This window comes from Microcystis ichthyoblabe FBCC-A1114 (assembly GCF_050500245.1).
In the GTDB taxonomy this organism is placed as follows: Bacteria; Cyanobacteriota; Cyanobacteriia; order Cyanobacteriales; family Microcystaceae; genus Microcystis; species Microcystis ichthyoblabe_A.
Window position 1 is genome coordinate 2,691,094 of record NZ_CP191408.1, and the last position, 24,301, is coordinate 2,715,394.

21 protein-coding genes and 2 pseudogenes are annotated in these 24,301 nt (G+C 42.0%); 6 read left to right on the forward strand and 17 right to left on the reverse strand.

The window, feature by feature from the left end:
* The 5 genes from ACQY1Y_RS12845 to ACQY1Y_RS12865 form a co-directional block, all read right to left on the reverse strand.
* The gene (locus tag ACQY1Y_RS12845; protein WP_024971065.1) at positions 1 to 252 is read right to left on the reverse strand and encodes a putative toxin-antitoxin system toxin component, PIN family; all 252 of its coding nucleotides are present in this window, start codon (positions 250 to 252) and stop codon (positions 1 to 3) included.
* Positions 242 to 478 (reverse strand): hypothetical protein, encoded by a 237-nt coding sequence (locus ACQY1Y_RS12850; protein ID WP_002743252.1) that lies wholly within the window; start codon positions 476 to 478, stop codon positions 242 to 244. Before ACQY1Y_RS12850 ends, ACQY1Y_RS12845 begins: the two co-directional genes overlap by 11 nt.
* A gap of 285 nt (positions 479 to 763) precedes the next feature.
* Positions 764 to 1,600 carry a hypothetical protein gene (locus tag ACQY1Y_RS12855; RefSeq protein WP_430012886.1) on the reverse strand — a complete coding sequence of 279 codons (837 nt, stop codon included), beginning with the start codon at positions 1,598 to 1,600 and terminating at the stop codon, positions 764 to 766.
* 202 nt (positions 1,601 to 1,802) lie between these two features.
* Positions 1,803 to 2,495 (reverse strand): hypothetical protein, encoded by a 693-nt coding sequence (locus ACQY1Y_RS12860; RefSeq protein WP_430012887.1) that lies wholly within the window; start codon positions 2,493 to 2,495, stop codon positions 1,803 to 1,805.
* 13 nt (positions 2,496 to 2,508) lie between these two features.
* Positions 2,509 to 2,790 carry a ParB N-terminal domain-containing protein gene (locus ACQY1Y_RS12865; RefSeq protein ID WP_002765183.1) on the reverse strand — a complete coding sequence of 94 codons (282 nt, stop codon included), beginning with the start codon at positions 2,788 to 2,790 and terminating at the stop codon, positions 2,509 to 2,511.
* 115 nt (positions 2,791 to 2,905) lie between these two features.
* On the opposite strand from ACQY1Y_RS12865, the gene ACQY1Y_RS12870 reads away from it, so the two are divergent.
* Positions 2,906 to 4,669 carry an SWIM zinc finger family protein gene (locus ACQY1Y_RS12870; protein WP_123229954.1) on the forward strand — a complete coding sequence of 588 codons (1,764 nt, stop codon included), beginning with the start codon at positions 2,906 to 2,908 and terminating at the stop codon, positions 4,667 to 4,669.
* 648 nt (positions 4,670 to 5,317) lie between these two features.
* Here ACQY1Y_RS12870 and murI read toward each other — a convergent pair.
* The 4 genes from murI to ACQY1Y_RS12890 all read right to left on the reverse strand — a co-directional run bounded on the left by murI (position 5,318) and on the right by ACQY1Y_RS12890 (position 11,116).
* Positions 5,318 to 6,130 carry a glutamate racemase gene (murI, locus tag ACQY1Y_RS12875; RefSeq protein WP_002752872.1) on the reverse strand — a complete coding sequence of 271 codons (813 nt, stop codon included), beginning with the start codon at positions 6,128 to 6,130 and terminating at the stop codon, positions 5,318 to 5,320.
* Positions 6,131 to 6,227: 97 nt separating this feature from the next.
* Positions 6,228 to 8,126 carry an N-acetylmuramoyl-L-alanine amidase gene (locus ACQY1Y_RS12880; RefSeq protein WP_193976987.1) on the reverse strand — a complete coding sequence of 633 codons (1,899 nt, stop codon included), beginning with the start codon at positions 8,124 to 8,126 and terminating at the stop codon, positions 6,228 to 6,230.
* A gap of 387 nt (positions 8,127 to 8,513) precedes the next feature.
* Positions 8,514 to 9,902 (reverse strand): cation:proton antiporter, encoded by a 1,389-nt coding sequence (locus tag ACQY1Y_RS12885; protein ID WP_430012888.1) that lies wholly within the window; start codon positions 9,900 to 9,902, stop codon positions 8,514 to 8,516.
* A gap of 170 nt (positions 9,903 to 10,072) precedes the next feature.
* Positions 10,073 to 11,116, reverse strand: coding sequence for an IS630 family transposase (locus ACQY1Y_RS12890; protein ID WP_069474877.1), 1,044 nt, complete (start codon positions 11,114 to 11,116; stop codon positions 10,073 to 10,075).
* 456 nt (positions 11,117 to 11,572) lie between these two features.
* On the opposite strand from ACQY1Y_RS12890, the gene ACQY1Y_RS12895 reads away from it, so the two are divergent.
* Positions 11,573 to 12,442, forward strand: a complete 870-nt coding sequence (locus ACQY1Y_RS12895) for an IS5-like element ISMae4 family transposase (RefSeq protein ID WP_430014674.1) — start codon at positions 11,573 to 11,575, stop codon at positions 12,440 to 12,442.
* 153 nt (positions 12,443 to 12,595) lie between these two features.
* On the opposite strand, the gene ACQY1Y_RS12900 is transcribed toward ACQY1Y_RS12895, so the two are convergent.
* The gene (locus ACQY1Y_RS12900) at positions 12,596 to 13,810 is read right to left on the reverse strand and encodes an ISL3 family transposase (protein WP_430012889.1); all 1,215 of its coding nucleotides are present in this window, start codon (positions 13,808 to 13,810) and stop codon (positions 12,596 to 12,598) included.
* A 717-nt stretch (positions 13,811 to 14,527) separates the two neighbouring features.
* Positions 14,528 to 16,045, reverse strand: coding sequence for a class I SAM-dependent methyltransferase (locus ACQY1Y_RS12905; RefSeq protein WP_430012890.1), 1,518 nt, complete (start codon positions 16,043 to 16,045; stop codon positions 14,528 to 14,530).
* Positions 16,046 to 16,389: 344 nt separating this feature from the next.
* Here ACQY1Y_RS12905 and ACQY1Y_RS12910 point away from each other — a divergent pair.
* The 4 genes and pseudogenes from ACQY1Y_RS12910 to ACQY1Y_RS12925 form a co-directional block, all read left to right on the forward strand.
* Positions 16,390 to 16,854 (forward strand): annotated as a pseudogene (locus ACQY1Y_RS12910) (Rpn family recombination-promoting nuclease/putative transposase); the annotation flags it as partial.
* Between the two features lie 59 nt (positions 16,855 to 16,913).
* A complete protein-coding gene (locus tag ACQY1Y_RS12915; RefSeq protein ID WP_052275630.1) occupies positions 16,914 to 17,912 on the forward strand; it encodes an IS630-like element ISMae24 family transposase in 999 nt (332 codons plus the stop codon).
* Positions 17,913 to 17,916: 4 nt separating this feature from the next.
* Positions 17,917 to 18,387: pseudogene (locus ACQY1Y_RS12920) on the forward strand (DUF2887 domain-containing protein); the annotation flags it as partial.
* 87 nt (positions 18,388 to 18,474) lie between these two features.
* The gene (locus tag ACQY1Y_RS12925; RefSeq protein ID WP_430012891.1) at positions 18,475 to 18,810 is read left to right on the forward strand and encodes a hypothetical protein; all 336 of its coding nucleotides are present in this window, start codon (positions 18,475 to 18,477) and stop codon (positions 18,808 to 18,810) included.
* Positions 18,811 to 19,129: 319 nt separating this feature from the next.
* Here the strand turns inward: ACQY1Y_RS12925 and ACQY1Y_RS12930 are convergent, their stop codons facing one another.
* The 6 genes from ACQY1Y_RS12930 to ACQY1Y_RS12955 all read right to left on the reverse strand — a co-directional run bounded on the left by ACQY1Y_RS12930 (position 19,130) and on the right by ACQY1Y_RS12955 (position 24,278).
* Positions 19,130 to 21,169 carry a hemolysin gene (locus ACQY1Y_RS12930; protein WP_430012892.1) on the reverse strand — a complete coding sequence of 680 codons (2,040 nt, stop codon included), beginning with the start codon at positions 21,167 to 21,169 and terminating at the stop codon, positions 19,130 to 19,132.
* 357 nt (positions 21,170 to 21,526) lie between these two features.
* Positions 21,527 to 22,255, reverse strand: coding sequence for an FkbM family methyltransferase (locus ACQY1Y_RS12935; protein ID WP_430012893.1), 729 nt, complete (start codon positions 22,253 to 22,255; stop codon positions 21,527 to 21,529).
* 17 nt (positions 22,256 to 22,272) lie between these two features.
* Entirely contained in the window at positions 22,273 to 22,521 is a 249-nt protein-coding gene (locus tag ACQY1Y_RS12940) for a hypothetical protein (RefSeq protein WP_430012894.1), read from the reverse strand.
* Between the two features lie 18 nt (positions 22,522 to 22,539).
* Entirely contained in the window at positions 22,540 to 22,689 is a 150-nt protein-coding gene (locus ACQY1Y_RS12945; RefSeq protein WP_153245594.1) for a hypothetical protein, read from the reverse strand.
* A gap of 18 nt (positions 22,690 to 22,707) precedes the next feature.
* Positions 22,708 to 23,457, reverse strand: coding sequence for an FkbM family methyltransferase (locus ACQY1Y_RS12950; protein ID WP_430012895.1), 750 nt, complete (start codon positions 23,455 to 23,457; stop codon positions 22,708 to 22,710).
* Positions 23,458 to 23,495: 38 nt separating this feature from the next.
* Complete coding sequence (locus ACQY1Y_RS12955; protein WP_002778510.1) at positions 23,496 to 24,278, reverse strand: class I SAM-dependent methyltransferase; 783 nt, start codon at positions 24,276 to 24,278, stop codon at positions 23,496 to 23,498.
* Between the last annotated feature and the right edge of the window lie 23 nt (positions 24,279 to 24,301).

The window sequence follows — 24,301 nt, forward strand, 5'->3', positions numbered from 1 at the left end:
TTAATGAGTAGGTCTAATCAGCAGCGAAATTTCCAAAATTCTTACTAGCAGTTGTCGGCGCTGCTCCAGTGTAATGTGCCTCTCGAACTTTGAGAGAAGAAGTTTTGTGACCAACTCGCCTATGGTTGCGGGACTTTGCAGAATAATAAAGTTATTAATCGCGTATTCTACAGCCAAAGCTGGTGTTGTCGTACTGCTTAAGGCGAAGCTTATAAAGACGTTCGTATCGATAACTATGGGTTCACGATTCATCTACTAAAAGCTCTTCCAACTTCTCATCAGTCAATCCCTGACTCTTGGCATAAGCACGAATTTCATTCACCACTTCCATCAAGGTTTGGGTGGTTTCGTCCTGTTCGTTCCCCGTCATCTCATGATTCTCGATGGTGAAATCGACACACGCATGAGCGGACAAGCCTAACTGCTCGATCGCTGTGGGGATTTCGCTAATTTTAACGTTTCGGATCGTTGCTTTCATATTTTTAAAGTAGCACAAATACAAATTGAATTATTATTCTTCAGCTTGTAGGTTGGGTTGAGCGATTTAATACTTAGGAGAGGAGAAAGGAGAAAAGGAGAAAGGAGAAAACTGCTCAATTCAATGGTTTGAGCGAAACCCAACATTCTTGACGATATTGGTGTGGTTGGGTTTCGCTTAAGCGTCGCTAACGTTTGACAGACAAGAGTTATTATTGCTCAACCCAATCTACGGCTTGCCAGAACATGGCAAACTTGACAATCAAGACAGTCGCTACAGGCGAGGCTAGTGTGCGATGTTTTCAGTATAAGAGTCTCCGATGGATACTCCTCTCATCAAGCTTTCATTGTAAGCTATGTCCTTCCTAATCCTCTCCTTGATTTCATGGGAAAGAGAGAAGATGTTTGCCACGACATCAATACCATGAAGAAAACCCTGTCCACCCAGTCTATCCTTGAACTTTCCTTTTAGCTTTTCATAAAAAAATTTACCTGCTTCTTCATCTAGAAAAAATTTTTTTCCTGTGCGGCTATCGGTATAATCTCTTGGGAAATTTAACCAACTGTAGTATAATTTATATTCTAAATTATCTATTGCCGTCCATCCCTCCTTTCCGGATACCCTTTCTAATATCTCGTCAACTTGCCGTGAAATATATTGTTCTATTTCTGGATAGAATTTATCATACATTTCGTTAATATCTCTACGGCGACGCTCAGCTTCTTGACGGCGACGCTCAGCTTCTTGTTTTTCTCTTTGTTCTTGTTTGTCGAGTTTCTCTAGTTTCGGTTTGACTATAAAATTTAAGTCGGGAAAGGTATGTGCGATTTCGGTTAGCTCGTCCCGAGACATTGAGACATTCGCTAATTCTGTATAGACAATTTTTTTAAACTCCGGCAAAGCATTAATGACCTCAGTTAAACCATTTTGATGTATTAATAGTAATCCATGTCGTTCCACAAACTCCTCGACCGCAAACCGAAAATCTGGGTACTTATCTAGGAGCATCCTAACATCGGCAACAGATAAACCTCCGTCAAGCATCTGTAACCATTGCTGGCGAACAGAATTCCGTTGAACAGGATCAGTAATGTGGTCAAAACAGTCATCGTAGTATGACATATTTTTTTCTCCGAATCACTCATAATCTCATTTTAACCGTTCAGGGGGCGGTTATCAAGCCGCCATTAGTTTTGTAATGGGGATTTATGCCCCGCTCCAAAAACTTTTCGCCTTAAGGCGAGGTTTTAGACCCGATTTTTTCGATAAAAGCAGACCACGGGGGAATTTTTCGCATCACCAAAGCTCTGCAAGAATTATCACTTTAAGCGGTGACATTTTCTGTTTCTACTGGTTGAATTTCTGGCATTTCTACTTTAATTAAACTCACTTTAGCACGATAAAGTAGTTTTTCCCCATGACGATAGCCCCGATAACGCACTAGAACAGGTGTACCTGTTTCCGCTTGACCATCGATCAATTGATGGATTTGCGGATCATAACTAACATGATCACCGACACTGTCAATTGGTTGCACTCCCCAGCGATCCAGTAACTGCATAATCGGTTTAACTAGGGAGAGGATTTTGACGGCTGCTAGGTCGGGATTTTTGCGGGCAACGGCCTCGGCCGTGGGCCATTGAACTAACCAAGATTCGATCGCTTCGATGCTTTGACGTTGAAATTCTGCGGCTAATTCTTCTTTTTGCTGGTCTAATTTTTGCTGTAAATTTTGATACTCTTGTTCGAGAATTTTTAATTCCCCTGAATGATCCTCTGGCCCCATCGTCGGAATTTGAAAATGAGCGAGGAGATCGCTAACTGGCAGCTGCAGCCCATTAGCTAATTTAACCAAAGATTCAGAGGATAATTTAGCGATTAAACCATGGCAAACTCTCTGCAATTGCCAAGAAGATAGATCCGATAACTGACTCAATTCTTCCAGATTTTTACAGCCAATTTCTGCCATTAACTGCTCTAATTTTTGCCGATGATATTTATATAAGGACTCATTCATGGGACTTCTCAGCTTAAGCGATGTGTTTAGCTAAAACGGATTTAGGAGCGCGACGAACTCGACAGAGAATTGTTTCTTTACCGAGACGCTGATGAGCTGCAAAGCGATGGCAACCAGAAAACCCGTAGTAGTTACCATCCACCTCCAAAACATCGATCGGTTCTCGTAATCCCTCCTCAGCGATCGATTGCATCAACTGATTAACTTTTTCGGGATCGGTTTGTCGCGGTAAAGGACGACGAATTTGGGACAGAGGAATATTTTTAATTTCCATAGTGTCTTCACTATAGCACATTTAGGCTAAACTGAAGATAAGTTAACTCGGTTGCTGATGCAGTGGTCTGGCTCCCTACTGGCAGTTTTCTGGCCACAGACAAGATTCTATCACCCAATCCTCTCCTTTTCTGACTATGACTATTCCTCCTATCAATGAAAAAATTATCCGGCAAAATAGCACCAATGCTTCCTATCAGCGCGGTCAATATTATTACGATAGCGGTGCAGTTATTTCTCTTTGGCAACGGGGGCAAAATCTACAAGCTTTAGTGAGTGGTAGTGAGGTTAAACCCTATCGAGTTGCCATAGATTTTAACCAAGAAAATCTTGAGAATGTCTCCTGTTCCTGTCCCTACGATTATGAGGGTTGGTGTAAGCATATTGTGGCGGTTTTATTAACCTGTTCTCGTCAACCAGAATTAATTATTAAAAAAGCCTCTCTAGAGGAGTTATTGACACCGATCGATGAAAGTAAATTAAGAAAATTGCTTAATCATTTAGTGGCTAAACACCCAGAAGTTATCGAGACAATTGATAAGTTTTTAGTGCCAGCTACCCCACTTAATAAAGCGGTAGGGAAGATAACTGTTAATGTCAAAGCTTATCGTAATACTGTCCGTAATGAACTGCGGCAATCCCTACGAGCGATCGAGGAAGATTACTACGAAGAAGATCCAATTTCTAATGAAATTTATGCCCTAGTGGATGAGGCCAAAGATTATTATCAAAAGGGAGAACCAGATAATGCGATCGCTATTTTAGAAGCAATTATTAGCGCCTGTATCGAGGAATGGGATGATTTAGAAGATTACGGTGCTGTTAATGATGATTTAAGTGCTAGAATCGATCGAGTTCTAACGGCAGCAATTTTAAGCAAAGAATTTAATCCCCAAGAAAAGCAAGATTTAAGGGAAAAAATCGAGCAATGGCAGCATGAATGGAGTGCCGATTTTGAGATGAGTTTAGCAGCCTTACAACAGGGATGGGACGATCCAGTTTTAGAGAAGATTTTACGGGGAGAATCGGCTAATTTTTCAGAAATGTGGTCAGGAAATATCCCCTATTATGCCCAAGCATTAACTTCTATTCGCTTAGAAATTTTCGAGCAACAGGAAAAAGATCAGGAGTATTTGAATCTAGCTTTAGCTTCAGGACAAGTGGTAGAATACCTAACTAAGTTAGTCTATCTTGATCGCATTGAGGAAGCGATGGCAGCGGCAAAAAACATGATAACTAAAAACGATGAAGCCTTCTTTTTTGCCAAAGCTTTACGCGATGAATCCGCACCAGAATCCGCTCTCATAATTGCCAGGGGTGGTCTAAATTTCCCTGGAAATTATTATTATCAATTAGCTCTCTGGACAAGTGAACTAGCGCAATCTTTAGGGGATATAGATACAGCTTTAGCTGCTAGAATTAAGGCATTTCAAGACCAACCTTCCTTTTCCCATTACCAAAAAATTGAGTCTTTAGCGGGGGAAGATTGGCCCGATTTAAAACTAGACTTGTTAGATTACTTGCGCGAGTTTAGCGGTGGACGTTCCACAGAGGCTAAAATCGATATATTTCTCCACGAAAATTTAGTTAGAGATGCAATTAAAGTCGTTTCTGATAATTCCTATGTGCAGTCTCACCTAATTTGGCGGATAATGGATGCGGCTGCTACCGTCGATCCTGACTGGGTGATCGATCACGCTCGTCCTCCTGCGGAAAAGATACTGGACGAAAAAAAGGCAGATCGCTACGAAGAAGCGATTAAATGGCTGAAAAAAGCTCGTAATGCCTTTTATATGTCGGGAAGACGGGAAGAATGGCAAACTTATCGGGAAAGTTTAATTAAGGAACACGGACGCAAATCAAAATTTATGGGGTTATTCAAATATCAGGATTTACAATAATTTAAGCTTGTAGCCGTCAGTTATCGGCTAAAAGGAGGCTTTTTTTAGCTTGTAAAGCGGGAATTTGTCCTCAGCTTAAGTCTAGTGATGTTTCGACGCAAATTCTTTTATGCTACAAATTGAAGTGCGGAATGTAGGTTGTAGTAAGTAGTCATGCAAAATAAATTTCCTAGTGAAGACAGGCAAGAGGCAAGAGGCAAAAGCTTGATCGAAATGTGTAATTAATTTTGCTTAGGTACTTATCTTCTCGACTATAGCAGTTTTCATCAGAATGAGGTATGGGCAAGGAGCTTAAACCCTTTGTTGGCAAAACTTGTCGATACCTCAGTAACGTGAAAAGCGCTATCCTTTATCGGGAAATTTCAAATCTGCCTTGGCTATTACAAAAATTCATATTTATGTCTTGTGAACCTGCTACAGCTAAACGCAATGTTAGTTACTGGTCAGTTGTTTCTGGTACTATCGTCACCTCCATCATATTGTCCTTCTGCCCCTTCACGTTAATCTTCCTCACCGTCCTAGAATAAGACGATTGCACCTCACCCAACCCTTTGATACTAAATCCGTTGAGTATAGGATACATATCAGGACAGGCAAAAGGCAGCTGATAACTGCTCACTGATAACTGCTCACTGAAAAGGCTAACGGTTATAAAACGGGGACGGGTAAATAAACCTTTTCTACCGTAGGAGAAAAACCTAGCCATTGACGAGATAAACGAGCAAAAGTGTCAGGATCACCGCTAACTGCGAAGTTAGTAGGTAGGGATGTTTCGGGGTTTTTGAGACCTAATAATTCTAGTTCTTTTTCCGCCGCTCGGACAACGGCAGCGGCGGGATCTACCAAGCGCACGGAACTAGGTAAAAGACGACGTAAAACTGGGGAAAGATGACGATAATGGGTACAACCATAGACCAGAGTATCAATATTTTCCGCCAGTAAAGGCTGAAGATATTCCCTAGCCACTTGTGTGGTATAGGGGTCAAAAATGCGGTTAGCCTCGATCAAAGGGACAAACTCAGGACAAGGAATTTGCCAAACTTGGGCAGTAGGATCGATTTCTTGAATTGCTTGTTTATAGGCATTACTTTTAGCCGTAGCCGGGGTAGAAATCACCCCTATGCGCTTTCCTTGTTTAACGGCAGTTTTGGCACCGGGTAAAATTACCCCCAAAATTGGTAAATCTTTAAATTCGGCCCGTACTTCTTCTAAAGCCAAGGCGGAACTGGTATTACAGGCCATAATCACCATTTTCACCCGGTGCTCGCCCATCCAAGTGAGAATTTCCCGGACAAATTCGATAATTTCCCCTTTAGAACGGGTTCCGTAGGGAAGTCTAGCGGTATCGGCGAAATAGAGAATCGATTCTTGGGGCAGCTGTTTATACAACTCCCTTAAAACTGTCAGTCCACCCACACCACTATCAAACACACCAATCGGACTAAATTGTGATTCTCTCATAGATATCGAGGAAAACGCTGATCTAAAGTAGCTTTATTTGATGATATTAAAACACGGATTTTTTGATTGGTAAACTAATGCTCCAATGATTTAATCATTAACGGAGATTTCGTTGAATATATTCAATAATCCCTCCTGCGATCGCCGCCGCCATTTGTCGTTGAAAGTTGGCATTGGCTAATTTAGCAGCATCCTCAGCGCCAGTAACGAAACCCACTTCCACGAGGGTAGAGGGCATTTTCGAGGTTCTCAGCACATAGAAACGGGCCCGACGCACCCCTCGATCGCGCATATCGACACTGCGGACAATATTGCGATGGATGGTGTCCGACAAACGGCGATCGCCGAAGTAGTACACCTCTATGCCGTTGACATCCGGTCGTGCTTTCCCCATAGAGTTAGCGTGGATACTGACAAATAGATCGGCATCGATCTGGTTAGCCAGATCCGTGCGACCTTGCAGGGTGACAAAAAAGTCGCTATCCCTAGTTAGACGCACATCGATGCCCTGTTGTTGCAGAATGCGGGTAACTTCTAGGGAAATGGGCAGAATTACGTTTTTTTCCTGAAGGCCACCAATTCCGATCGCCCCCGGATCCTTACCACCGTGGCCCGGATCGATCACCACTAAAAAGCGGCCATTGCGTTGTCGAGGATTATTAGGAGTGGGGTTAGAGGGGCGCGGCGGTGGGTTAAATTGCCCCGTATCTGGGGGTAAAGGGACAGGTATAGTGGTGGAGTCAGGAACCTGAGAAACGGGGCCAGAATTGCGGGAGGAAAGCAATTCTAGGACTAGGGTTTGACCTTCCGACTGATTGAGGCGACCGAATTGAAATCCTGCCGCGGTCTGTACCAAAATCAGCACCTTATTGACACTTTCCTGACGTACCCGTAATTGATAGATGGGACTAGAGCGACCAAAGCGCGGACCGCGAAAAGACTCGGCTAACTTAGCATTTTCGATGCGTAGTTCATAGACCCCATCCCGGTTAACACTGCCGTTAGCTTTCAGGGGTGAATCCCCACGAATTAACAGGCGATCGTTATTACCCGCCAGATCGATCGAGGAGATCGTCGCCAAACGATTGCTAGAAGGGGGATTATTGGCAGTTTTCGGGGGGGGATTATTGGGACGAGGATTGGGATTGGTCGCTCTAGTGGGGGGAGGTGAGGAGATATTATCCACGGCACCCAGACCGCCCCTAGGCAGTAAAACCAAGCCACCAAAACGACTATAGAGAGCTTGCCAATCGGGACTATCTCTATTAACACTTAGGGAAATCTTGGCCCGTTGATTGGCAGTCTGACTGAATTGAATATCGCCGACCCCATAGCGATTGACGGGGATAGTTTGACCGGTGAGACTGCTGGGTAAAGTGGCCCCGGGTAATTCAAATTCGATTTTTTTGCCGTCCCGGCTGCGTTGACTGCGAATCGATCGCTCATCACCATTCTGCTCTAAACGGACAAAAAGACCATTGCGAGTGACTTGAAAATCATCGTTGTTGTCCGTCTGGCTAACTGGAGGTGGGGGAGTGGGACGGGTGGAACCGCGATCGGGGGGAGGTGTGGGGTCAGGGGTAACGGGTGGTTGCGTTTCCTCCCTAATCGGTTGGGGATCTGGCAATTCCACTGTCCATTGGGTGGGCGAAATTCCGCGAATTTTTACCTGTTGAGGATCGACAGTGTAGCCGGGGGCTAATTCAATCACTAAACGGGTAGTTTCCGCATCAAATTGACCGATACGGACACTTCTGACGATATTGCCAATGGGCCGGTTAATATTGGGTTGCCCTAACTTGATCCCGGGCAGATCGATCACGATCCTGGTGGGGTTAGTGATCATTTGCGCTCGCGGTTGCACTCGATTGTCGGTAGTGAACACCAGACGATTCTCATTGGTGTCGAATCGCCAAAAGACGAGCTTGCCAGCCCAAGCAGGGGCCGCCACCAGCAACCAAGTTAATGCGCTTAGGAATAACCAATGAAATCTCACGATCGATGCTCCCGTTGCTCAGTTATCAATTACCTTTTTTCGGTAAAAATGGACTATTTTGTTGATTTTTTGCCATCCATAGCTCCGTTAATGCTCTGAGAATAACTATCAATAAAAACAAGCTTATGGGACGTTGGCATGGTCTGCTATGTTTCTGATCAGTTATCAGTCATCAGTCATCAGTTATCAGCTTCTGAAGGTAAGAGGCAAGAGGCTCCAAAAAAGAATCTGGCAATTCTCCTACCTAAAAATAAGGTTAGAAACTAAGTACATCAAAGCTTTTAGCTTAACAAATTAGGATTTGGATTCGGCCCTTGTTATCAATGAAAAGACGGCACTGTTAGTGCCACTTAATACTGCTCACTTAACACTACCACTGGTAACTGCTCACTGCTCACTGATCACTGATTGAGGGCTGGCGGTAGGTTCTTTAAATACTAACCTTAACAGGGGCGGAGCGATAAAGGTAGTCAAGATCACCATCATAATAATCGCCGCGTCGGCAGCGGGGGACAAAGCACCACTAGCAGCCCCGACTCCAGCAAAGACTAAACCCACTTCACCCCGGGGAATCATGCCAACTCCGATCGCCAAGCGATTGAGTTTTTCCTTACTGAAAACGGCCAACCCCGTCACCACTTTACCCAAAATCGCGACGACAATTAGGAAAGCCGCTAAGACTAATCCTTCTCGATTGCTGGGAATAGTGGGATTAAGCACACTTAAATCGGTTTTTGCCCCCACACAGACGAAAAATATCGGTACAAATAAATCGGCGATCGGGAACACTTGCTCTGCCAATTCCGATCGCTTTTCCGTTTCCCCTAGGACTAGGCCGGCAGCAAAGGAACCGAGAATCGCTTCTAGTTGGATAACTTGGGCAATATAGGCAAGAATAAAGGCGAAAATCAGGGAAACTAAGAGCAATTGTCCCCTAGTTTTCATTCTATTAACTAATTGAACGTAAAAAGGGCTTAAAAAACGACCGATCAGGATCGCCCCGATCACAAAAGTGCTAGAACTAATAACTAGATAAATTACCTTGCTAATCTGCACTTCTCCAGTCTTCACCAAAGAAGCAACGACAGCGAGGACGATAATACCGAGAATATCATCGAGAACCGCTGCCCCGATGATAATTTGACCTTCTTTCGCCGATAACTGCCCTATTTCTGCTAAAACCTTGGCGGTAATGCCGATACTGGTAGCGGTTAGAGCTGCCCCGGCAAAAATAGCGGGAATGGTGGCCAGATGGAAAATGTAGATTAAACCCAAAGTACCCACCAAAAAGGGAACCGCAACCCCCACCACTGCCACAGCAGCTGCCTGGGGACCGACGCGAATTAATTCCTGCAAGTCTGACTCTAAACCAATCTCGAACAGCAGGATAATTACCCCCAATTCCGAGAGGACGGAAATCACCTCACTGGCAGCACTAAAAACGGCGGGAGATTGCTCCGGGGTGAGGGATGAGGTGGATTCTAGGAAATGAATGAGGAGAGAATCCTCGAATCCCGCTCCTCCTTCTGGAAAAACCAGTAATTTTAGGGCAGAAACTCCGATAATCACGCCACCGACTAATTCTCCTAACACGGGAGGCAAGTTGAATCGGACGCATATTTCTCCCCCCAGTTTACAGGCGAAATAAATAACGGTCAAACTCAGCAGCACGCAGGCTAAAACTAAGGCACTATCGGCAGTTTCGGCCGTAGCTGCCGAGGCTAACAGGGTAAGATTAGGACTCCAAGCGGAAGAAAGGAAAGGCTGTAGTATCATCGCTCGCTCAAAATTACTCCCAATACTCTAACAAGCTGGCGGCCTATTCAGTGATTCCCTATTAAACTTTGCCCCTTGTCCAACTTCTACGAGGGTTCAGCCGTGGCCGGGTGAGGATCAGATAAATTGTCAGACTTGCTATTATCGGTGAATAGGAGGCAAAATATACTTTAGACGTTCATAATCTGAGATTTATTAAACTTCTGAAATCGTAGAGTCAGCAAGGAATCCAGTTCTTTTTTATGTTTCAGATGGGCATCATTCAGACATTCATAAATGGCTGAAGAAAAGTCAGAAAAGTTTTCATAATATTTACCATGTAAACATTTCTTTTTGACAAATTTCCACAGCCTTTCAATTAAATTTAGATTAGGCGAATAAGACGGCAGATAGAGTAGCTCTATTGACAAAGAAAGAGCCAATTCTTCAACAATTTTACATTTCTGATAGCGGGCATTATCTAAGACTAGAGTGATGGGAATCATTAGTCCTAAAGCAGCTATTTTTTCAAGAAGTTCACAGACTTGAGTTGCCGTAATATAAGTGTCATTAGTAACTAGAATAACTTCATGAGTTATTGCATTTAATGCTCCTAAAACATTGAAGCGTTTACGCCCGCTCGGTGACTTAACAAAAAGTCTCTCAAAACACCAAACAAAACCGAGAAATGCTCCCATGACGAAGTGAGCGGCATCAACAAAAAAAACAGCCCTTTTTCCTTCTTTAGCCTCATTTAGTCTGGGTTCTAGCTTTTTTTCTTTGTAGTCTTCTTGTTCATCTGGGTCAGCTTTAGAAGGAAGAGAACCTATTTTTAAACATTTCATTCCCAAGGATTTTAAGAATTTCCTCACTTGGGTAGGACTTCGTTTTATCCCTGTCAATTCTTCTATTCTATATACAGCTTCATTTATTGTGGCTGGTGGATTTTTCTCGAAATATTTTTTGAGTGTTTCTCTTTGAGACTCTAATTCACTTTTAGGGCGATAGAAGTTGATTTCTTTTAATTTTTCTATTCCGCCCTCTTGATAATCTCGAAGATAGGTTAATAAGGTATTTGGCGAGATTCCTGCTAACTGACAAATTTTTTTGTGCGGTATCTTTTGGCTTTTTAACCAGAGAACTTCCATCTTCAGTTGAACCCGGGGATGAGGATGATGAAATCTTTCATAATACAGTGAGTTCTTTTCTTCTTCCGTGAATTCTAGGTTAATCATGTTTTTAATGAGTGCTTTGCTTCTAATTATGACTCTTGAACTATATTATTGTCTTTGAGTAAAAAATGCAAGTTATAACCGTGCAAAGTATAGCTAATAGTTGACTCCATATTCCGATTTTTGACGACTACCGCCGCAATCATCGCTTTACCACCGTCTGACCCTTCTTCCGCTGGTTGGAAAATAATTTTTGCAGACCCCTTGACAAGATGCTTATTTTGTGTAATGAGTCAGGAGCCGGTCGTTTCAGGCTTTGTTGCCCTCTTTTTTTGTACCAGTTTATGTACTAAAAGAAGGATAATGCAAGGTTTTTGAGGATCCTAATACTATTCTAGACCTCTTGCATAATTTTTTTATGGTATAATATAAGGTTTTGCTTTTTTCTCAATTCTTAGATTGAAGTGGAAAAAAGAATAAAATGTGATCTTAGGTCAGGAAATCATCTATAGTTTTGCTATGTTTATTAGCAAAATTATGGATTATCAAAACTTATCAGATGAACAATTCAAACGCCGTTTCGGTGTGTACAAACAAACATATAGAAAGATGGTAGAATCAGTAAAAAGTGTTGAAGCCGACTCTAATTCACCATCTAAAAGGGGACCGAAACCTAAACTATCTATAGAAGAACAAGTTTTAGTAACGTTAGAATATTGGCGAGAATATAGAACATATTTTCACATTGGTACAAGCTGGGAACTATCAGAATCAACTATATGTCGGATTGTAAATAAGACGGAAAAAATGCTTTTACAATCGGGAAACTTCCGTTTAAAAGGAAAAAAAGCTTTACTCAATCAAGCAGAGATACCGGTCATAACGGTAATGGATGTAACGGAAACTCCCATTGAACGCCCCCAAAAGAAACAGAAAGATTTTTTTTCGGGTAAAAGAGGTTATCATACTTTAAAATCCCAATTAGTAGCTGATCAAAATACAGAGGAAATTATCTGTGTTTTTTGTGGGAAAGGTAGAGGTCATGATTTTAGTTTATTTAAAAAAAGTCGAGTTCGTTTTCATCCTTTAACTACCAGCATAGAAGACAGTGGTTATCAGGGAATAGCTGCATACCATAGTAATAGTTATACACCGAAAAAGAAATCGAAAAATAGAAAATTAACAGAGTTAGAAAAAGAGTATAACAAGGCTTTAGCCAAAGAAAGGATTATCATTGAACATATAAATAGGAAACTCAAAATCTTTAAAATCTTATCCTGTAAATATCGGAATCGTCGTCGAAGATATAGTTTAAGAGTTAACTTGTTGGCGGCTATTTATAACTGTGAGTTAGGGATAGGTATCAGCAGCTTCTTAAAAGTTGCCTAAAGATTAATCAAGTCAAGGAGAATTTATTCTCAATTTTTATAATTGAGATAGTTTGTGCCGCTTAAATAAAGAGGTTTTGATAACCAAATTAAAGCAGCTCTAAAGAGTTTTGAGTTAAAAGTTAAACGGCTCTTCGTTACCCTTTATGCTAAATCAACAGACAAGATGCCAAGACAACATACTTCTAACCCAAAAATTCCGAAAGTTTCTAAAGCCATAGCCTCTCCGTTTTATTAGTTTAAGTTTATTGTTGATTCCCTCGACCACCCCATTAGTTGTCCTTCGCTCGAAATAACTAATGATTTCTCCAAACCAGTTTCGGATTGTTTGACAACTCTTGGTAAAAACACTGGAGGATTTTGCCAACCAGTCCGAGATGGATAGCAGTCCTTCTGTCGGATTCTCTGAGGTTTCATAAATCTTTCTAAATTCTTCCTTTAACTCGTGCATCTTTTTCAAATTTGGGAAATTTTCTTTGATAGCTTCTAGTTTGATTTTTTGGGTTTCCGTTAAATCTTTTTCATTTTTTAACAAGCTATATTTACTTCGCTTTAAAACTTCTAGCTTCGCTTCTTTTTCCGCTTTCTGTTTTTTATTTCTCTGCGCTTCTACGGCTCTTTTTTCTGCTTTTCTTTGTTCGTCTAACTCTTGATTAATTTGTTTCATTACATGGAATCTATCGGCGACTACCTCGGCCGATGGCATCAATTCTTTCACCAAATTTTTATAGGGCAACCAAAGGTCTATGCTGACTTCTTCAATTTGCTCTAACACCTCTTTTCCCCACCCTGTAAGCGTTTCCCTCAATTCTTCTTGTGTTCGCTTCTCTAGAATAGCTATTAGTTTTCCCGTATCTAAATTTACTAAAACCGCACAGTAATTTTTTTGTCCTTTGACTAGAGCGATTTCATCAATTCCTAGTCTTTTTAATTTCGATAGGTCTGTCTCTGTAATTTCTTCAGCTATGTCCTCTATCATTCTTTGAATCTCTTCTTCCGTTACGTCATTTCTTCGGCTAACATTTAAAATATCTCCTTCTTTTAATTGTTCGAGTATATTCTCGGCTAGTCTTTTCGTATAGGTTCGTTTCTTGGCGACAAAATCTAACTCTTCGCTAAAGGGTTTCTGACAATTACCGCACTTAAATTGACGACGATTAACTTGTAGGTACACTGGTTGACCTGAGAGCGGTAAATCTTTGACTAAATGTCGATGATTTTGGTGAAGTTTATCGCTCTCTAACCCACAACGAGGACAGGCTGCTTTTTTATTTTTCGATTCGATTTGGAAAACTATACCGATATTTTCTAGGTGTCGATAGCCTTGAATACAGGTTTCTTGTAGGTTCAAAAATTTGTCAAGTATCATAAGTAAAATAATCTCGTTTTTGGCTATTATATCAAATCTTAACTCGATTGTCTATCTTTTGGTATTAACCTATTTGTGCCTTAAGTCCTTTCCTGTATGAATTTCAGCTACTTTTGAGCGTAGTTGCTCTCATCGAATTTTATTTTAAGTTAATTATTTGCATAACAATTCCCGAAGAGCCAGTTAAACTTCAAGTTTTCATTCAGGACGAATGTACTGATTAACTATTTTTTTGGGGAAAATTAGTTAACCCATCATTATAACATATAATTAATTTGCAAGAGTTCTATTCTTGCACTAACATCGGATTTTAACAGGTCAAAAGCCTTATTTTAAAAGGGTTTTACCATTATTCAGCAAGCCCTAAATAAGTAGGTAGGCGTTAAAAATTGTCAGATACCCCCCTTATGGCTCTCTTATTCTTTGTGTGATAAGTTTAGATTATCTAGAAGCGATCAATCTTTGTGTCCTTTGTGTCTTTGTGGTTCGTTCCAGTTGATTGCCAGCAGGAATGTATCCTATAATACATTTTACCCACCAAACCCAAGAGAGCCCCCTTATCAAGGGGGGATTAAGGGGGGATCAGCGCCCCCCTTATCAAGGGGGGATTAAGAGGGGATCAGCGCCCCCCTTATCAAGGGGGGATTAAGGGGGGATCGAACCTAAAATCCATTTTTAATTTAATTATAACCAGCTACTTACATCTTAGTTTATTTACTAAACACCTAGTTTTTGCAATGTTAGTAAACGTTCTTTACTAAACTGCTCGTACACTGTTTTCAGATGAGCAATATTTTCCTCCTCTGTTTCCAAAGTTTTCCCATCTTTAACCACTTTTTTGCCTTGACTTGCCAAAATTTGCCAGACAAATTGTACTGCATCTTGGTTAGAGGATTTAGCCAAGAGGAATAATTGTTCTAAACGATTGACCACTACTCCAGTCCCAATCAAAGGAGAAGCTAAAAAGCTTAATTCCTCACTATAGACTGCTTTCGCTTTCACTGCATTATTAAAAGCATCAGTAGATGGTTTCCGTTGTTGGCAAGTTTGCTCATTCACAGCAGGATGAATATAGCCAATACCAGTTAAAATCACGAGAGCTTGGTAAAGACCATTTAAGTTAATATTTGAGGTTTTGGGATGATTTTGCAGTTGCTGTAAAGTTTGGGGAGATTCTGCCAAAACTTCACAAATTGGCTGATAAATTGCCTCCTGTAACTTAACTTCTCCCACGGGAAACTGCTGCTCGAACTTGATAATTGCGGGATTAACAATCAGAGCAAACCGGGTTTCTTGTAGTTGTTTAAGCTGTTCTTGGTTGGTTAAACTTAAGGAGCCTCGACTAAAAATATCACGACGGAATTGACTATTAACAAAGAAATCTCGCACCACTTCTCGATAGATTGGGTCGCTGATTTTGGCTAATTTCTCTTGGGCTGCTGGTGAGAGATTGACCATATCAATATGGTCATTAATATGGGCGGAACCCACATATTTAAGTTTAGCATCCTCTAATTCTTTCGCCACTTCATCGAAGTAAAAAGAATTCCATTCCTGATTGAAATACTCGTGAGCTAAATAATAACGATTTTGTTCCTTTAGGCGCTCGTAACGATTTTTTAAAATTGGATTTTGGGCAAAATAACTAGCATTAGCCTCTAATAATTCTCCTGTAAAATTAAGTGCCTGTTCAATGCGGGTTAAAATTGGTTCGGAACTGTGTTGACCATGACGTAACATTAAAGCTTGCATCGGCATCGCTGCTGACCAACCCGGCAGGGCATTATAGGAGATATAAACTAATCCCCCCACCTTGAGATTGCGGCGCATAAAATCAACTATTGCTTGGCGGTTTTTGGCACTAATCCAGCTATAAATTCCGTGCAGACTGATGAAGTCAAATTGAGGTAAATCTCTCTCTAAAAATTCCTCAAAACTATCATCAAAGAAAAGAATATTCTTCATTCCCGCCTTGGCCGCTAAATCTCTAGCTGTGGCGATATGGCTAGGATTGAAATCATTGGCATAAAATTGGGCGTGGGGATAGGTTGCCGCTAGAATATTCGTGGTAAAACCCTGACCACAGGCCAATTCACAATAGGTAAATTCTTGGCTGGAATCGGGGGGGTGAATGGATTTAATCAGAGTGGCTAAACCTAATTTTAGGGGACTTAACTCGCCGTAAAAGCCGCTAGTGTAGTTAACTTCCGATACATATCCTTCTGTCCAACTCATAGATTTTCCTCAAATATAATGACAATTCCTAAAATTAAGACTTGATTATACAGGAAAAGAGCCATGTCCCCTAGATTGGCTCTTTTGGATTTGGTGGGTAAAATGTATTCTGAGATACAGTCCTGCTGGCGAGGGAGTGGAGGGAACCACAAAGACACAAAGGGCACAAAGATTGACCGATCATATAGTAAGTTAAACTTATCACACAGAACCTAGAAGAGCCCTAGATTTTTGTTGGTGACAGCAAGGAGAAAAAATTATACAACGTCTATTAATACTAGAGTATTAACCGTTTAGCCAAATGATTCGGCAACTGCCAATAAACCCTAGAAGCGAGATTTCTCGTGAAAACTGACAGTCTCTTTTACCAAATATTCCTGCGTTTTCCGGACAGTTTCTTTGACTTAATCGGACAAACGCAACCGGGAGCAGCAAACTATCAATTCACCTCCCAAGAGGTGAAACAACTCTCTTTCCGTCTCGATGGCTTATTTATACCACTCAGAGAAGATATTCAGCAACCCCTCTACCTAGTGGAAGTGCAGTTCCAAGCGGACGACACCCTCTACTATCGACTTTTTGCGGAATTGTTCCTATTTTTAAAACAATATCAACCACCTCACCCCTGGCAAATTGTCGTCATTTATCCCCATCGTCGGGTGGAACGGGAACAATCCCTGCATTTTGGCGAAATCCTCAATTTATCGAGCGTCAGACGCATTTATCTCGATGAATTGCCCCAGGTGTCCCATCCCTCCTTAGGAATCGGTGTGATTAAATTAGTAGTAAGTAGTCATGCAAAATTAATTACCCAAATAAAAAATTAAGAAGTATAATACATAAAAAAACGAAGCAGCAGGAAAATACAATGAGATTGATTAGAGACCTAAACCCCGAGAGCCAGAAAATGCTAGAGAGAATTTATCGAGCTAGTAAACATCATCAAGTAAGAGAGCGAGCGAAATGTATACTCTTAAGTTTTCAGGGAACCACGATAGAAGAATTGAGCGGAATATTTGGAGTTACGAGAAAGACCATCTATAATTGGTTGACGGCCTGGGAAGATAGAAAACTAATTGGTTTCTATAATCGTCGAGGAAGAGGGAGAAAACCTAAATTGACAGAAGCACAAGGTCAACAAGTTATTGACTGGGTAAAAGAAGAACCGAAAAGCTTAAAAAAAATCCAGATAAAAATTGTAGAAGAATGGAAATTAACCGTAAGCAAAGACACGATAAAAAGACTCATAAAAAAAATCAACATGAGGTGGAAAAGGGTGAGAAGAGGGGTCGCCAAAACCCCTGATGAGTGGGAGCTTGAGGTCAAACTACCTATTTTAGAAGAACTAAAAAAACAGGAAAAAAGAGGAGAGATTGAGATAGGATATTTGGATGAAATGGGATGGGATTCAAAGCCTTGTATTCCTTACGCTTGGCAAGAAGAAAAAACCACGATAAAGTTACCACCAATTGAAGGTAAAAGACTAAATATTTTAGGAATAATGAAACGAGATAATCAATTATTTTATGAGACACAGGTCGGAACGGTTACTAGCGAGATAGTTATTAATTTTCTGGATAAATATTGCCAAAATATACAGAAAAAAACTGTCATAATAATTGACCAAGCTTCCATTCATACCAGCGAGGCATTTATGGAGAAACTTGAGGAATGGGAAAAGAAAAATTTGAAAATATTTTGGTTGCCCACTTATTCACCTCATTTAAATTTAATTGAAATATTATGGAGATTTTTAAAATATGAATGGATTGAATTTAGCGCCTATAAAGACCGAAAGAGCCTCCTCGCTTACGTTAAAAAAGTGCTGGACAATTTTGGAGGCGAGTATGTAATTAATTTTGCCTAGGTACTTAGAGTCGGAAACGGCAGCGGTGAGGACTGCTCAAACCCTAATCGAGCGGACTAGAGAAGAAATCACCGACCAGTCCAGTCAACGGCAGTTAATTGACCTAATCGAAAGTATCATCATTTACAAATTACCCCAGAAAAGTCGCGAGGAAATTGAAGCTATGTTTGGACTAAGTGATTTAAAACAAACGAGAGTCTATCAAGAGGCACTGGCCGAAGGAGAAGAACGGGGTCTAGAACGGGGTCTAGAACGGGGTTTAGAACGGGGTCTAGAACGGGGTCTGCAAGAGGGGGAACGTCTGGTGGTGGAAAACCTGCTCCGAGTCCGTTTTGGTGAGTTAGACCCAGAAATTCAAGCTATTATCAGCCGGATTTTACAACTGTCCCCAGAAGAATTTACTCCTTTACTCCTACAGTATTCCAAGCAGGAACTCTTAAAGCGATTTCCCCCAGAAAAGTCGCGAGGAAATTGAAGCTATTACCACCCTTATCAAGGGTAGGGTTAATTCATGAATTAACCCTACTACTTCCCCCAGAAAAGTCGCGAGGAAATTGAAGCTATGTTTGAACTAAGTGATTTAAAACAAACGAGAGTCTATCAAGAGGCACTGGCCGAAGGAGAAAAACAAGGTCTAGAACGTGGTCTGCAAGAAGGTCTAGAACGGGGTCTAGAACGGGGTCTAGAACGGGGTCTAGAACAAGGTCTGCAAGAGGGGGAACGTCTGGTGGTGGAAAACCTGCTCCGAGTCCGTTTTGGTGAGTTAGACCCAGAAATTCAAGCTATTATCAGCCGGATTTTACAATTGTCCCCGGAAGAATTTACCCCTTTACTCCTACAGTATTCCAAGCAGGAACTCTTAAAGCGATTTCCCCCGGAAAAGTCGCGAGGAAATTGAAGCTATTACCCCCCTTATCAAGGGGGCTGTCCTTTAGTCACATCTTTCTTAACATTTCAAACCTTTGTAGCACAAGGCTTTCAAGACTCGGTTAACAATTTGTAATATTCCTTGTTGACACCCTTACTGACAAAGAAAAAACTGAAATCAAGTCAGGATAAGGGTTGGAGTGCTTACTGCAAAAATTGTTAAGAAAGATCCCTATAAGGGATAGTTATCAAGGGGGGAAGGGAGGGTTTCCTTGGAGAATAAACGAAAAAAGACCACCCTTTTTCTGGGTGGCCTTTCTCTAAACTCTTAACTTAAAACCAATCGGGGTCTAAGCAAAGTTAATCGAGGTCAGCGTCAAGCTACCAGTGAGTTCGATAAACAAATCACCAGCATCGACTACGTTTACGTTAGAGTTATTTGTTCCCAGAACGTAGGTGTTGCCACCAAACTTAAAGGAAGCCAGTGCGTTTTTACCGATCTCTACAGAGGCCTGTTGTGCTGCATCTAGAATATCAACAGGGAGAATAATAAAGGGAGTCACATCGCCCAAGAACTGGGTAGAAGTAAAGCCAACTGCCGTCAGGTCGAGGACATCACCCGCCTCCTGAAAATTGTTGATGGTATCGAAGGCAACGGCACTATCAAAGTTCGAGTCAGCAATACTCTTATACACGAAGGTATCATTGCCAGTGCCAAGACCTCCATTTAAGATGTCGGCAGAACCACCACCAGTCAGGGTGTCATTCTTGGCACCACCTATGATATTGTCTTTTAAAGCTCCACCGATGATATTCAAGGTACCATTGGTTTCGAAGCCGCCATCGTATTTAAGTGTTGAAACCGTGAAAGAGGAGGCATCGACGGTGGCAGATTTGCCACTGGCAACGAAGGAGTCATTGGGTACAACAAGCGTATTCACAAAAGACACTTGCTTGAGAACAACCGTTTCTACATTCGTTACCTTATCCAGAGCAAAAAGACCACCGCCTCCTAAACTTGCAGTTATGGTATCTTTACCGTCACCGCCGTTGATAGCAACACCAACTAACTGGTCGGGAATTGCCGTCAAGATGAAGGTGTCATCGGACTTACCACCGACAATCTGTTTGACACTCTTACCGTCAATGATTACACCGATGTTAGCTAGATCGAGGGTCAGCTTACCGGTTAAAGCACTGGCATCTAATTGAGCGGGGGAGGAGCCAATAGCCATTCGAACGGCACCCTCAATGGTGAGGTTTTTGTCGCCACTGATGACGAAATTAGTATTACCAGCGCTATCAGAAATAGTGGGGTTAGCAGTAGTGTCACCAGCTTTGAGGACACTATCGGCCTTGACCACTAGGTTGATATCACTGGCGTTGTTAAGGTCAACAATTGTCGTCCCCGCTACCGTACCATTTAGGTTAATAGTGGTTTTGTTGTTAGCATTGGCCTGGCTTAAGGTCAAGGTTCCGCTGTAGTCTTTCGCTAGATTCAGGGTGTGCTTTTCAGAGGTGTTAACCTGGAGATTACCTGTAACAACTTCTAAATTCTTGACATCGCTGATGTTGGCAATCTGGATAGCCGCACCGGGGGAACCCGTGAGCTTGATGTCCTCGATCTTACTGATAAAGGGGATGGTTACTATACCCAAGAAATTGGTAACGGGCACGATGGTCGCCGATAAGACATCATTATCGGAGGTACTGGAGTCTTGGATAACACTGCCATCCAAGAAAACTGTACCGTTGATCTTATCGTTAGAGTTGGAGAGAAACTTATCGGCAGGGGAAACATGGGTGGAAGCTTCGTTCGTTAAAACGGCTCCTGTTTCTAACAAGGTAAAGGTAATTCCCGTACCGCCACCACCAGCGACATATTCAGCAATTTGTGCGTTAGCCGCCGTTACGGTAGCGGCATTGGCAGTGACCGTATTCACAATGGCCCAGCCAGCACTATACTGGGCTGAGGTAAAGGTGGACGAGCCAGCAGCCGCCATGGCAATCGCGAAGTTTTCCGATACCTGAGCGCGGTTCGTCAAAGCCTGTTGCCGTGAGGCGGGGGAATACTGATTTAAAACGACCGGAAAATCAAAAACCGCCTGGGGGGAGGACACAAGATAGGTATCAGCCCAGTAGGTTAATTCTGCCGCCGGAATGTCAGCCGCTGCAATCCCGTAGAGATTTTCGAAAGCTTGGGTGACATACTGACGACGAGCGGCCGCATTCTGAGACAGCACCGTAGGGGATGCTAACATCGGATAGGCTGCCTTGGCTGCACTAGAGGTAGAAAATGCCTGCACCGCCTGATTCCAAGAAACTGACTGACCTTCGGGACTCGCCCAATAGGTAAGGTCAGAAGCTGACGGGGGCAGCTTGGTGTACATCAAGGACAGAGCAATGATTGAAGATTGGGGAATAGCCATAATTTTGTTACCTAAAACTCCTCACACTAGGAAACGAGGTCAAAAATCAAAGAAGCTGAAAACGTCTCTGAAGTATCACAACTAATCATAGGAGAGGCATTATCATTTTGTCAAGCAGAGCTATAGCAATGGGAGGTAGAGTTAAATCCACTTTTTTTCGTGTTACCGAAGATACCGGTGCTAGAAATGCTTGCTAACTCATTAAAAAACCATTACTAGCATAGCGCACGGAATTGCAGATTTGAGAGATAGGCGGTCAAATTTAACATTATGTGACGATTTGCCTTAACCCTATTCGATTTGTTTGCACGAAAAAGACTAATAGTGCCAAGCGGGACAGAGCTCTGAGGCCACATTAAGAAAGAGACAGTCCACCGTCGCCAACCCCCCTCCCTCGTCCCGGTACTCATCCCCTAGGTCCCAAAGATGAAAACCGAAGCCTAGTAGCCAATTGGCCAATTCCGTTAACAGAGGTGTCTGGGGTCCATAGCCTCGGTATAACCAACACTCTAACAATAAGACTGAAACCTGGGGGAGGATCTGGACTGCTCCCTTGAGAATAGACCACTCGTATCCCTGGGTATCTATCTTGATGATTTGGGGGATTGGTAACTCTCCCCGCTCCACTAAACCATCTAGGGTGAGAACCGGCACCGTCACGGTTGATAGTGCTAAACCTGACCCCTCCATCGGGAGAGCGGTGCTGGCCACCAGATTAGGAAAAACATTAAGGGTTACAGTTCCCTCCCGTTCTCCTAATGCCACCCCATAGAGGTGAAAATTGTCATGAAGCTTTAAACTTTCGGTCATAAACTGCTGATAAGCCGGCGCGTGGTTCACTAACGGCTCAAATAGATAAAACTGAGACTGGGGAAACACCTCAACAATATCCCTAGACCAGGAACCATCCGAGGCCCCTACATCATAAATAACCTGGGGGGATAGCCCTTTAGCTTGCAAACGCTGGAAAATTTCTAGGTCTAACTGAGCAAACTTTTCCCTCGTTTTATAGGTATCGGCAACGGACTTGTAGGCAGAATTCGTCATGGGTGGCTCTGGTAGTATCAGTTAGGGATTAGTTCTAAACGAGTGTTGTTGACAACAACACAGTCTAGGGCGCTAAGGGTAGCATCGGGGTCACTTAAATCTAAAGCACTACTGGCCACCATATGGGGGAAGATATTCATGGTGACTTCGCCACTTTTTTCGCCTAAAGCAAGGTATAAACGGAGATTTTTTGGGATAATCGCTCGATAGGTGGTATCATAGTTGATTAGAGGCTCAAATAGATGAAATTCCGCCGTGGGAAGCACTTCATGGCTGTCCTTTGACTAAGAGCCATTAGAAGCACCAATATCAAAGTTGACTTGCGGTTGGTAGCCCAAGTTTTTCAGTCTTTGAAATACGTCTAGAGCTAATTGGGCCAATTTGGCTGTGGTTTTATAAGTTTCCCCCACGGATTTATAATTGGTAGCTTCCATAATTATCCTTGAGTATAATTAAGCATAGTGCCAGTCGGGAGTTATTACAGATTTTGTGTTAACAAAAACACAGTCTAGAGTGGCTAAAACACCCTGTTCGTTACGGTAGGGTTCGACCACATCCCAAAGTCGAAAATTAAAGGGTAGTAGCCAATCAGCAATTTCCGTTAACAGAGGTGTATCTGGTCCGTAGCCCCGATACAGCCAACATTCTAAGACTAAAATATCAACACTGGCGAGGGTTTTTTGCGCTCCCTTCAGGATCGATAGCTCACTGCCTTGGGTGTCAATTTTGATTACCTGGGGTATGGGCAAATTTAAGGAAGTTATCGCTTCATCTAGGGTAAACATTGGCACGGGAACTGGTATAGTTTTGATTCCCGTGCTGGTCATATCTAGGGCAGTGCTACTGACGACGCTATCGGCAAAGACATTGATAGTTGTATCACCACTTTTTTCACTAAGGGCAATTTTATGCAAATGAAAAGAAGGATACATTACCAAAGTTTTTTCGATAAATTCTCGATATTCAGAGCAGTAATCAATTAGAGGTTCAAATAAGTAAAATTCGGCTAGTGGAAGGACTTTTTTAATATAACAAGACCACCCACTATTAGAAGCGCCAATATCAAAGATAACTTGGGGATGGTAACCGAGATTGGACAATCGTTGAAAAACCTGACGAATCTCTTTGAGGACTCGCTCGTCACTCAACTTTTCTAATACTTCTTGATAATTTTGGTTAATTTGGACTGGGTTATCATTCATACCAGCTAATGGAGAAATTTTTATGAGTTTTTTCAGTTTTATTTAATGGCTACATAAGTATGAGATACAGATAGAACTTCATCTTTACTATAGCCTTTACTGTTTAATTCTGCCAGAATAGCATCGGTGAGATATTGTTCTCCATCTTGCCAAATATCATTGCGAATAACATAGGAAACATCAAGGGAAAGAGCCGTTTCTATATACCGATTTGAAGGTAGAAAATTAAAGTAGTCAGAGAACATAAAATCTGCTAGATTCTTAGCATAAATGTCCTGGTTTTCTGATTCTAAAGAAGTTAATAACAATCCTTCTTGCTCTAGTATAGCTACCAGAGGTTTTAAATTTTCTAATTGTTTATGTTTTTGCAGATAGAGAAATATGTCATCTTTTGATAGTCTTAAATGAATCCAAGGATAATCGGCAAATAAACCGTATTGATGATGACCTTCGTAGGAATTCCACAGAGGCGCAGCCACACAGTAAATTAATCCTCCTGGTTTTGTCACTCGCCATATTTCCGAAAAAGCCGCTTCAATATTGGGAATATGTTCCATAGTAGCGGCGGAAAAAACTAGATCGTAGTAGTTATCGGGTCTTGTCGTCGATTCGACTGATTCTTGAAAGTAGGAAACTTTTTCATGAGTTAAGCCTTGGCCGATATCTTCGCAAACATCAAGACCGTGAACGACGGCCGCTTCTAGAAAAAAGCGGCAATCCCTGCCATTGTTACAACCCACCACTAAAACTTTTTTGTCCCTTAGCTTGTGGCTGGGTATATATCTTAGGCAATCGTTAGCAAAATAGTTGAGATAATCCATAAACTTTTTCAATATGGGGAGTT

Coding starts and splice junctions, on each gene's coding strand:
- ACQY1Y_RS12845 (WP_024971065.1), bottom strand. CDS start 252: ATGAATCGTGAACCCATAGTTATCGATACGAACGTCTTTATAAGCTTC.
- ACQY1Y_RS12850 (WP_002743252.1), bottom strand. CDS start 478: ATGAAAGCAACGATCCGAAACGTTAAAATTAGCGAAATCCCCACAGCG.
- ACQY1Y_RS12855 (WP_430012886.1), bottom strand. CDS start 1,600: ATGTCATACTACGATGACTGTTTTGACCACATTACTGATCCTGTTCAA.
- ACQY1Y_RS12860 (WP_430012887.1), bottom strand. CDS start 2,495: ATGAATGAGTCCTTATATAAATATCATCGGCAAAAATTAGAGCAGTTA.
- ACQY1Y_RS12865 (WP_002765183.1), bottom strand. CDS start 2,790: ATGTGCTATAGTGAAGACACTATGGAAATTAAAAATATTCCTCTGTCC.
- ACQY1Y_RS12870 (WP_123229954.1), top strand. CDS start 2,906: ATGACTATTCCTCCTATCAATGAAAAAATTATCCGGCAAAATAGCACC.
- murI (WP_002752872.1), bottom strand. CDS start 6,130: ATGAGAGAATCACAATTTAGTCCGATTGGTGTGTTTGATAGTGGTGTG.
- ACQY1Y_RS12885 (WP_430012888.1), bottom strand. CDS start 9,902: ATGATACTACAGCCTTTCCTTTCTTCCGCTTGGAGTCCTAATCTTACC.
- ACQY1Y_RS12890 (WP_069474877.1), bottom strand. CDS start 11,116: ATGATTAACCTAGAATTCACGGAAGAAGAAAAGAACTCACTGTATTAT.
- ACQY1Y_RS12895 (WP_430014674.1), top strand. CDS start 11,573: ATGTTTATTAGCAAAATTATGGATTATCAAAACTTATCAGATGAACAA.
- ACQY1Y_RS12900 (WP_430012889.1), bottom strand. CDS start 13,810: ATGATACTTGACAAATTTTTGAACCTACAAGAAACCTGTATTCAAGGC.
- ACQY1Y_RS12905 (WP_430012890.1), bottom strand. CDS start 16,045: ATGAGTTGGACAGAAGGATATGTATCGGAAGTTAACTACACTAGCGGC.
- ACQY1Y_RS12915 (WP_052275630.1), top strand. CDS start 16,914: ATGAGATTGATTAGAGACCTAAACCCCGAGAGCCAGAAAATGCTAGAG.
- ACQY1Y_RS12925 (WP_430012891.1), top strand. CDS start 18,475: ATGTTTGAACTAAGTGATTTAAAACAAACGAGAGTCTATCAAGAGGCA.
- ACQY1Y_RS12930 (WP_430012892.1), bottom strand. CDS start 21,169: ATGTACACCAAGCTGCCCCCGTCAGCTTCTGACCTTACCTATTGGGCG.
- ACQY1Y_RS12935 (WP_430012893.1), bottom strand. CDS start 22,255: ATGACGAATTCTGCCTACAAGTCCGTTGCCGATACCTATAAAACGAGG.
- ACQY1Y_RS12945 (WP_153245594.1), bottom strand. CDS start 22,689: ATGGAAGCTACCAATTATAAATCCGTGGGGGAAACTTATAAAACCACA.
- ACQY1Y_RS12950 (WP_430012895.1), bottom strand. CDS start 23,457: ATGAATGATAACCCAGTCCAAATTAACCAAAATTATCAAGAAGTATTA.
- ACQY1Y_RS12955 (WP_002778510.1), bottom strand. CDS start 24,278: ATGGATTATCTCAACTATTTTGCTAACGATTGCCTAAGATATATACCC.